Origin of the sequence: Comamonas sp. GCA5 (assembly GCF_036541385.1) — a bacterium.
Lineage (GTDB): Bacteria > Pseudomonadota > Gammaproteobacteria > Burkholderiales > Burkholderiaceae_C > Comamonas > Comamonas aquatica.
Map to the genome: position 1 here is coordinate 21,907 of NZ_JAZHFR010000040.1, position 8,965 is coordinate 30,871.

The 8,965-nt window shown below is 65.1% G+C and carries 8 protein-coding genes; 4 read left to right on the forward strand and 4 right to left on the reverse strand.

The window, feature by feature from the left end; genetic code table 11:
* The first annotated feature begins 12 nt into the window (after positions 1 to 12).
* Together radC and SJH88_RS11105 are read left to right on the forward strand one after the other, a co-directional pair.
* On the forward strand, positions 13 to 687 hold the full coding sequence (gene radC, locus SJH88_RS11100) for a RadC family protein (RefSeq protein ID WP_274754505.1): 675 nt from the start codon (positions 13 to 15) through the stop codon (positions 685 to 687).
* Entirely contained in the window at positions 684 to 1,346 is a 663-nt protein-coding gene (locus SJH88_RS11105; protein WP_042417249.1) for a Smr/MutS family protein, read from the forward strand. The genes radC and SJH88_RS11105 overlap by 4 nt, the downstream gene beginning before the upstream one ends.
* Positions 1,347 to 1,652: 306 nt before the next feature.
* On the opposite strand, the gene SJH88_RS11110 is transcribed toward SJH88_RS11105, so the two are convergent.
* Both SJH88_RS11110 and SJH88_RS11115 read right to left on the reverse strand, forming a co-directional pair.
* On the reverse strand, positions 1,653 to 2,597 hold the full coding sequence (locus SJH88_RS11110) for a Bug family tripartite tricarboxylate transporter substrate binding protein (protein WP_274754511.1): 945 nt from the start codon (positions 2,595 to 2,597) through the stop codon (positions 1,653 to 1,655).
* Between the two features lie 168 nt (positions 2,598 to 2,765).
* Positions 2,766 to 3,788 carry an aldo/keto reductase gene (locus tag SJH88_RS11115; RefSeq protein ID WP_274754506.1) on the reverse strand — a complete coding sequence of 341 codons (1,023 nt, stop codon included), beginning with the start codon at positions 3,786 to 3,788 and terminating at the stop codon, positions 2,766 to 2,768.
* 282 nt (positions 3,789 to 4,070) lie between these two features.
* Here SJH88_RS11115 and SJH88_RS11120 point away from each other — a divergent pair, with 282 nt between their 5' ends.
* Entirely contained in the window at positions 4,071 to 5,240 is a 1,170-nt protein-coding gene (locus tag SJH88_RS11120) for a GGDEF domain-containing protein (RefSeq protein ID WP_274754507.1), read from the forward strand.
* Between the two features lie 235 nt (positions 5,241 to 5,475).
* On the opposite strand, the gene SJH88_RS11125 is transcribed toward SJH88_RS11120, so the two are convergent.
* The gene (locus SJH88_RS11125) at positions 5,476 to 5,934 is read right to left on the reverse strand and encodes a rhodanese-like domain-containing protein (RefSeq protein WP_051519528.1); all 459 of its coding nucleotides are present in this window, start codon (positions 5,932 to 5,934) and stop codon (positions 5,476 to 5,478) included.
* Between the two features lie 72 nt (positions 5,935 to 6,006).
* Between SJH88_RS11125 and ftrA the strand changes: the two genes are divergently transcribed.
* Positions 6,007 to 7,038 (forward strand): transcriptional regulator FtrA, encoded by a 1,032-nt coding sequence (gene ftrA / locus SJH88_RS11130; RefSeq protein ID WP_274754508.1) that lies wholly within the window; start codon positions 6,007 to 6,009, stop codon positions 7,036 to 7,038.
* A gap of 196 nt (positions 7,039 to 7,234) precedes the next feature.
* Here ftrA and SJH88_RS11135 read toward each other — a convergent pair whose 3' ends face one another.
* Positions 7,235 to 7,489, reverse strand: a complete 255-nt coding sequence (locus SJH88_RS11135; RefSeq protein WP_274754509.1) for a hypothetical protein — start codon at positions 7,487 to 7,489, stop codon at positions 7,235 to 7,237.
* Positions 7,490 to 8,965 lie beyond the last annotated feature (1,476 nt).

Here is an 8,965-nt window from a genome sequence, read left to right on the forward strand (position 1 = left end):
AGCCCCAGGACCATGGCCTTCAAAGACCTGCCGACCGACACCCTGCCCCGCGAAAAACTGCTGGCACGGGGCGCCAGCGCCCTGTCCGACGCCGAGCTGCTGGCCATCCTGCTGCGCACCGGACTGGCCGGCTGCAGCGTGCTGCAGATGGCCCAGGGCCTGCTGGACCGCTTCGGCGGGCTGGCCGGGCTGCTCAACACCGGCGACCAGGCGCTGCACAGCGTCAAGGGGCTCGGCCCTGCCAAGCGTGCGGAAATGCTGGCGGTGATGGAATTGGCCAAACGCGCCACGGCCCAGCAATTGCGCGAGCGCGAGGTCTTCGACCACCCCGGGGCTGTGAAGCACTACGTGCAACTGCACCTGGGCCACCGCCCCCACGAGATTTTTGCCGTGCTGTTCCTGGACAGCCAGAACCGATTGATTGCCATGGAAGAAATGTTCCGGGGCACGCTGAGCCAGACTTCGGTCTACCCCCGCGAGGTGGCCTTGCGCGCCCTGCACCACCACGCTGCCAGCGTGATTCTGACGCACAACCACCCCAGCGGCAGCGTGCTGCCCAGCCCGGCCGACCACGCGCTGACCGCCACCCTGAAGCAGGCCCTGGGCCTGCTGGACGTGCGCGTGCTGGACCACATTATCGTGGCGCAGGGCGCCAACCACTCCATGGCCGAGGCGGGACAGCTATGAGCCAGGCCTTCCGCCACCACGGCCTGCACGCGCTGGGCGGCATCTCGCGCGAGCTGAAGCTGCAGCGCGAGCGCCAGGAAGCCGCCGAACTGGCGCGCCGCCAGGCAGAAGCCGCCGCCGAGCGCGAGCGCAACCTGTTCACCCACTTCGTGGGCGCCGTCACACCGCTGCCGCACACCGACCGCTTTGCGTTCGAGCAGGCCCCGCCCACGCCGCGCCGCCTGCAGCATGAGCTGGACGAGGAGCGGGTGCTGCACGAGGCCATGAGCGATGAGTTCGACGTCAGCACCCTGCTGGACGTGGACGATCAGCTCAGCTTTCGCCGCCCCGGCATCGGCCTGGACGTGACACACAAGCTGCGCGCCGGGCACTGGAGCATCCAGCGCCAGCTGGACCTGCACGGCCTGCGCTCCGACGAGGCGCGCGAGGCACTGGGCCAGTTCATCCGCCTGGCCCACCGTACCGGCCTGCGCTGCGTGCGCGTGGTGCACGGCAAGGGCCTGGGTTCGCCCGGCAAGACGCCGGTGCTCAAGTCCAAGGTCCAGCGCTGGCTGGTCCAGAAAAAGGAAGTGCTGGCCTTTGTGCAGGCCCGCCCGGCCGAGGGCGGTGCCGGCGCCCTGGTGGTGCTGCTGCAGCCGGGCAAGCGCAAGCTGTACTGAGCGCGGAGTGCGGTAGGCACGCCGCCCCACGCGGCCCGATACGCCGTGGCGGTGCGTTGTCGGACGACGATGGCCCTGCGCACGGCCTGCGGCTGCACGCCTAGGACCGCCTGTCCTGCGCGGGCTCGGCCGTATCCCCCGTGCTCAGCCTCGAACCATCCACGCCCCGTCAGCCAAGTCAGATGGCTGATGGCTGATGGCTGATGGCTGATGGCTGATGGCTGATGGCTGATGGCTGATGGCTGATGGCTGATGGCTGATGGCTGATGGCTGACGATCCCATTCTTTTCATAGCAGGCTGCGCCCTCACTGCTTGGTGATATGGGCCTTTTCGATCACCACGCCCCAACGCTGGATTTCGGACTGCAGCAGCTGCGCCGTCTGTGCGGGCGTGCTGTCCTGGGCCTGCACGTGGAGCGCACGCAGCTTCTGCACCACGTCCGGGTGGCGCACGGCGGCAGCAATCTCCTGGTGCAGGCGCTGGACCACGGCAGGTGGCGTGCGCGACGGCACAGCCAGCGCATTCCAGGAGGCAGCGACAAAGCCCGGCACCCCGGCCTCCTGCGCCGTGGGCACTGCGGGCAGCAGGGCCGAGCGCTGCGCGCCCGCCACCGCCAGCAACTTGACGGCCTGGGACTGGATCTGCCCCGTCAGGGGCGCCAGGATTTCCACCGCCACATCGATCTGCCGGCCGCGCAGCGCCGTCACCACCGCGGGCGTGCCATTGAAGGGCACGATCTGCGCGTCGATGCCGGCCGCCGACTTGAACAGCTCGGCCGCCAGGTGCTGGGTGCTGCCCACATTGATGCTGCCGATGTTGAGCTGCCCCGGGTGCGCCTTGGCATAGGCCACCACCTCGTTCAGGCTCTGGAAACGGGCCCGACCATCGGTGATCACACCGATGTCGAAGTAACCCAGGGTGGAGATGGGCGTCAGGTCCTGCACCAGGTCGAACGGCAGCTGCCGAAACAGGTTCACCGTGACCGCGCTGCCGTTGGACAGCAGAAACAGGGTGTGGCCGTCGGGCGCAGACTTGACCACCGTGTCCGCCGCCACAATGCCTCCGGCGCTGGGCTTGTTCTCGATGATCACCGCCTGCCCCAGCTGGGTGAACAGCTGCTGCGCCACCACGCGCGAGGTCACATCGGCCACGCCCCCTGCGCCAAACGGCACGACGATGCGCAGCGGCTTGCCCGACAGAGGCTGGGCCTGCGGCGCCACGGCGGGCAGCAACGCCAGCACCAGACTCATCCACGCACGCGTCCAGCGTGCCCCCCAGCCCGATGGGCGACGGCCTTGCATGGTGATCTCCTTGGATAGTTATGCAAGCCAGTGTGCCAGCGCCCTGCGCCGCCCTGGTGGCGGTGGACGTGCTAGCAGCTATGCGCCCACGGCATACCTTGGCGGCCCACAGCCCGCTCAGCGGCCGGTCTGCTCGAAGGCGTATTTCTCGGTGTCCACCTCGCGCTGGGCCTGCAGGCCATAGCGGTCACCGGCAATCGCCTGGGGCTGGAACAGGGCATCCAGCCCGGCCAGCACCGTGGGGCTGAGTTGGATGCTGCCGCCCCGCACGTCTTCCAGCAGATGGTCCACACGGGTAGTGCCGGGCAGGGCCACCACGTGCTCGCCCTGGTGCAGCACCCAGGCGATGGCCAGTTCGGCCAGGCTGCAGCCCGCCTGGGCGGCCAGCACCTGCATCGGGGCCAGCAGCTGCAGATTGCGCGCATAGGTCTCGGGCGCAAAGCGCGGCATGCTGCTGCGCATGTCGCTGGCCAGCAGCTGCGTCACGTCCTGCAGTTGCCCGGGCAGAAAACCACGCCCCAGGGGGCTGAAGGCCACGTAGGCAATGCCCAGCTCGCGGCAGGCCGCCAGAGTGCCCAATTCGGCATTGCGCGTCCACAGCGAATACTCGCTTTGCAAGGCCGCAATCGGGTGCTCGCGGTGGGCGCGGCGCAGGGTGTCCACCCCCACCTCGGACAGGCCCAGGGCCCGCACCTTGCCCTCTTGCACCAGGCGCGCCATCGCCCCCACCGACTCCTCGATCGGCACGCGCGGGTCCCAGCGGTGCAGGTAGTACAGGTCGATCACATCTGTGCCCAGGCGGCGCAGGCTGTCCTCACAGTTTTGGCGCAGCGCCTGGGGGCTGCCATCGATCACGCGGCGCAGCACGCCATCCGCACCGCGCACCCCGGCCATCCCCCCCTTGCTGGCCAAAACGATGTGGTCACGGTGGGGCTGCAGGATTGGCCCCACCAGCGATTCGCTGGCCCCGAAGCCATACAGGGCCGCCGTGTCAAACAGCGTCACCCCGGCCTCCAGCGCCGCGTGCAGCACGGCCTGTGCCTGCTGGGGCGTGGCCCCGCTGCCGTAGCCATGGCAGAAATTCATGCACCCCAGCCCCACGGCTGAGACGGAAAAAGGACCTATCGAACATGTATGCATGGTGCTGAGCTTACGGCAACCCTTACACGCTATCGACTTGGTAGCTTGATGCGCTTCCTGCAGGCAGGCTAGAGGCTATTTTGACCTCAAACGATCGCGGCGCTGCCTGGATCCACTCCCGCGAAGCTGGGGTGCTGCAGCGCTGCGCGTGCTGTCCCGTGCCCTGGGACATGCACGCAAGCCCCGCGCAGGCCCCCAACGGCAACCGGGACATCTGCACCCTGCGACAATCGCGCCGCGCGCGCGCCGCCGGGCCCACCCGCGCTGATACATCCATCGTCCATGGCCCTCGATCCCTTCACCCTGCTCGTCCTCACCTCGGCCATGGCCGCAGCCTCTGCGCTGTACCTGGCCGCCGAATGGCGCAGCGTGCGCGAACGCTCGCTGCTGCTGTGGAGCACGGGCTTCGCCATCATCGCCGTGGGCTGCGTGCTGGCCCTGCTGCGCTCGCGTGGCTATGTGCTGTTCGGCATCTGGTTTCCGAACGGGATGCTGATCGTGGCCCACTGGATGTTCCTGTCCGGTGTCGCCGCATTCACGCGCACCCGGCTGCCGCGCGCCTGGTGGCTGCTGGTCGCCGTCTGGCTGGCCATGCTGGCACTGCCCGGCGGCCCCTGGTGGTCCAAGGCAATGCTGGGTATCCAGTCGCTGCTGATCGCCGTCATCAGCTTGCGCGCCGGCCTGCTGCTGCGCCCGCAGGGCGGCGCCTTGACCTTGAGCGTGGGCGCGGCGCAGCTGCGTTTCGTCCTGCTGGTGCACGGCCTGTTCTACCTTGCCAAGGCCAGCTCGACCCTGGTGCCGGACGCCTTCATCAACCTGGCCAGTTTCCGCGGCACGGTGATCCCGGTCTCGCTGGTCGAAGGCGTGATGGCGATCATGCTGTTGGCCATGTCCATGACCGGCACCGAGCGCCACCGCCGCGAGGAACGCATCGCGCAGATCGCTGCCCGCGACCCGCTGACCGCTCTGGACAACCGCCGCGCGCTCTATCTGCGCGCACCGCCGCTACTGCAGCAGGCCTCGCCGACCAGCCCCGGCGCCCTGCTGCTGATCGACATCGACCACTTCAAGCAGGTCAACGACCTGCACGGCCACGATGCCGGCGACCGCCTGCTGGTGACCTTCGCTGACCTCCTGCGCAGCACCCTGCCCGACGGCGCGCTGGCCGCGCGGCTGGGCGGGGACGAATTCGTGATCCTGCTGACCAACACCTCCAGCGCCGCCGTGCAGGCGCTGTGCGAGACACTGCGCGAGGCGTTCGCGCAGCAAGCGCGCACGCTGTTCGCGACGCCCGAGCCCGTGGCCCTGAGCATTGGTGCCACCATGTTCGACCAGCCTGACACGGAACTGTCGCACTGGCTCAAGCGGGCCGACGACGCCCTCTACGCATCCAAGCACAAGGGTCGCGACCGGATGGAGCTGGCCCCGTGGTCTCCTGGGCCGCCGCAGTGACACTCGCCGGGTCTTGACCGATAGCGGTCCTGTGGTCCGGACACTGCTCTGCCGTGCCTTCTGGCACGGTGGCCACCACCGCAGTGCAGCCAAGCACACGCCCCCAGCCGCCACTGGTGCTTGCCTGTGGCAAGGACAAGGCTGTTTGGCAGCGCCTATGGTGGATGTTGGCGCCGGCAACACATGGGCTGCAGGCGCCAGCAGGGCACTGGGCATGAGGTCCTGTGGCCAGCGTCTAGGCTCCGTCGCTTCCGTCTTGCACAGGCACACTGCAGGCCTGGTCCACCAGCGCACTGGGCCTGTGCAGCTCAAAGCCCTCATCCAGCCAGCCGGTCACCCCGCCGGCCATCAGTTTCACGGGCCGGCCCAGCCTCGCCAGACGCAGCGCCCCGCGTGCCGCGCCATTGCAATGCGGCCCGGCGCAGTAGGTCACAAACAGCGTGTCCGCCGGCCAAGCGGTCAGCTTGCTGGCAACGATCTTGCCGTGTGGCAGGTTGATGGCACCTGGCACATGACCCTGAGCGAACAGCTGCGGCGAGCGCACGTCGAGCAGCACGAAATCCGGGCCCTTGGAGAGCCCATCATGCACATCCCAGCAATCCGTTTCGAAACGGAATGCGGCGGCAAAATGCGCCTCGGCGTCGGCAGCGGGTGCGGCAGGGATTGCGGTCACATGGGTACGAGGGGAAGTCATGGCAATTCAGATGGTGTGGTGGGCAATGCAGCTGATCTTGTCGGTGCTTGCGCTGTCTCACAATTGGCACCAATGACATCCATCGACCAAATTACGCCAATCCCTTCCACCACCTCCGGTCCCCTGGTGGTGGCGCCGATCTACGATGGCCTGTGTACCTTTGAGTTCTCCATCGTGGCCGAGATTTTTGGCCTGTCGCGACCGGAAATGGGCCCCCACTGGTACCGCTTTGCCAGTGCCGCGGTGGAACCCGGCTGGCTGCGCGCCCATGGTGGCCTGCGCGTCATGGCCGATGGTCCCGCCGATTTGCTGGAGCAGGCCGATCTGATTGTGGTGGCCGGCTGGAAAGGTGCGCATGTACCGGTCCCCGAGGCACTGGCGCAACGCCTGCGCCAGGCCTGGGAGCGCGGCGCCCGCCTCGCGTCGATCTGCTCCGGGGCCTTCGTGCTGGCTGCCACAGGGCTGCTGGACGGGCGGCGTGCCGCCACGCACTGGCGATACGCTGAGGTGCTTCGCCAGCGGCATCCGGCGATCCAGGTCGATGCCGATGTGCTGTATGCCGAGGAAGACCGCATCCTGACATCCGCCGGCAGCGCTGCCGGCATCGACCTGATGCTGCACCTGGTGCGCAAGGATTTTGGCGTCAAGGCCGCGAACAGCGTTGCCCGGCGCTTGGTGATGCCGCCCCATCGCAGCGGTGGCCAGGCCCAGTTCATCGAGCGGCCAGTGCAGCCGGACCGCCTGCATCGGCTCTCGGACGTGCTGGAGCGCATGCGGGCGGAGCTGCACAATGACTGGACGGTGGAGCGCATGGCCCAGAGCGTGCTCATGAGCCCCCGGACCTTTCTGCGTCGCTTCATCGAGGCCACGGGTGTCCCGCCGGGGCAATGGCTGATCGCCGAGCGGGTCGCAGAGGCCCAGCGCCTGCTCGAGAGCAGCGCAATGCCGGTCGAGGACATCGCCGCCCGGGTGGGGTTTGGCAGCGTGCAGGTCCTGCGGCATCACTTTCGCGCCAGACTGGGACTGGCGCCAAGGGACTATCGCAGCATGTTCTCCGCCGCCCCCATGCGCTCTAGCAAGGCTGCAGTTCAGCCGAAGACATGATGTTGATGGAGACCGCCCACAAACCATGGTGGGCTGCGGGCGGCCAGCGTTGATTCAGGCTAGGCTGGGCTGGGCTGGGTTGCGTCCCCAAGCCCTGCGCGTTGATGTCCATCTTGCAGTGGCACGCCACCTGCGGGCTGTGCCCCCCCAAGGCCGAGCCTCAGCCAGCCAGGCGAAGCGGCTCAGGGGCAGACAGTCAGCTGCCCACAGCGTCTTTGACGCATTTCTTGGTGAAGCTGGACTTGGCAGCGCCCGCCAGCTTCTTGTCGGCGGCAGTCACCTCACAGGCCGCTTTGGCGTCTTTTTCACACTTTTTGAGGAAAGCGGTCTTTGCCGCGCCGGCAAGCTTTTTCTCCGTGGCGGCCGCGGTGCAGGACTGATCGGATGAAGCCCAAGTGATGCCAGAGAACAAAGTGGCAAGGGCAAACACAAGGACAGAGGCTTTGCGCATAAAGTGCTCCTGATTCAATCGGGGGATGGCTACAGGATTGGGGCTGCAGCCATTACAGCTTATACGCGGAAGCATGGCGGTGATGTGAAGGCGACAGTTTTTTAAATGCCCAGCGATCGCCAAAGGCTTGCGGTACAGGGCTTGGATAGCTACGGGAGCATCTCGGCCCATCCTTGGCTGCGACTGATAGGTCGTCATACGGACGCCAGCAGCAGCCAGCGCTGCTCTACCAAATACGGCGCCATCACAGCACGATGGACGCCAATCGATCGTAGGCAGGACTAGGTAGCTGGCAGCTACCGGCCAGAAGCGGTACTCAAGCGCCGCCCGATGAGTGACGGTTCTAGGCTGGTTCAGGTCCTTGTGCTCACAAATGCCAATGACTGCTGATGCTCAGGGCCGCCACTGAACTAAGGTTTCTTCAGCTGCCTGTTCATCGCTCGAAAGCTTGTCGATTCAACCCTGTCATATCAGGCCTCTTCAGTTCGATGTGACTCCAAGCCTTAGATTCCGCACTTCTTCATACTAGAGACTCTCCTTGTGAACCCTCTACTTCTCAAGACACTGGTTTGGCGGGAGGGGATTACCACGCGCCCTAGTGAAATCTGGCAATTTGTGTAGAATTCCGCGAAATTTAGGTCTGACTTTGGTAGTTAGCTATCCTTTTTGGAAGCTGTATTTATCTTGTTGCTTATGCAGACTCGTGCACCCACGACGCTGGGTATTGACTTTGTGACTTCCAACACAGCAATGCTGTGGTGCATTCGCACCCATGTTGCACGCCTATTGCCACTGCAAGGCAAGCTGGCGCACTCCCGCTAACTGCGAACCCCCAACTGCGCACGATGGGTCTGCTGCGATCCTGCTGTTGAGGCAGGTGAAATCATTCGCCCACCGCTTGCCCTCTGCAGCCTACGCCCCTCCAAAGCGCCTGTTGGCATCCCATTGCTGCTATAGCTGGATGCATGGCCGCATGTCTGCGCAACGCCTTGGCTGCGTTCGCATGCAACGCGCATGGAGGGTCTGCAAGCCTGTCGTGCACGCTCTAGCCCCACATTCCCCACGATTCCAAGATCGCCAGCCTGCGCGCGACACGGTGCCCGTGTTGTGTGCTTGGCTGCCCTTGAATGCCCGCGGTGATTGCGGGTGCGGCTACCTGTGAACAATCCATCGAAGTCGCATCAATATGGTGATGCGACTCCACCTCAGTCATTATCTTTATTTAAAAGATAACGATGGCAGAATTTCTTTCATGCCTGAATTTTCATTGATGGCTTTGAAATGATGTAAAAAATACGCATTTTGAATAAATCAAATGTATTTTTGACGGTTTTTAATAAATAAACAGTCTGACGGATAAAACACGCCAAGTCCACGATATCAATATCAAAGACTTAATTTTTAAACCATATCATGGATGGTAACTCGATATGACCCTTGCGCTAGTAGAAACAACTTCTCGATCCACCAACGCCT

Coding starts and splice junctions, on each gene's coding strand:
- SJH88_RS11110 (WP_274754511.1), bottom strand. CDS start 2,597: ATGAGTCTGGTGCTGGCGTTGCTGCCCGCCGTGGCGCCGCAGGCCCAG.
- SJH88_RS11125 (WP_051519528.1), bottom strand. CDS start 5,934: ATGACTTCCCCTCGTACCCATGTGACCGCAATCCCTGCCGCACCCGCT.
- SJH88_RS11120 (WP_274754507.1), top strand. CDS start 4,071: ATGGCCCTCGATCCCTTCACCCTGCTCGTCCTCACCTCGGCCATGGCC.
- SJH88_RS11115 (WP_274754506.1), bottom strand. CDS start 3,788: ATGCATACATGTTCGATAGGTCCTTTTTCCGTCTCAGCCGTGGGGCTG.
- radC (WP_274754505.1), top strand. CDS start 13: ATGGCCTTCAAAGACCTGCCGACCGACACCCTGCCCCGCGAAAAACTG.
- ftrA (WP_274754508.1), top strand. CDS start 6,007: ATGACATCCATCGACCAAATTACGCCAATCCCTTCCACCACCTCCGGT.
- SJH88_RS11135 (WP_274754509.1), bottom strand. CDS start 7,489: ATGCGCAAAGCCTCTGTCCTTGTGTTTGCCCTTGCCACTTTGTTCTCT.
- SJH88_RS11105 (WP_042417249.1), top strand. CDS start 684: ATGAGCCAGGCCTTCCGCCACCACGGCCTGCACGCGCTGGGCGGCATC.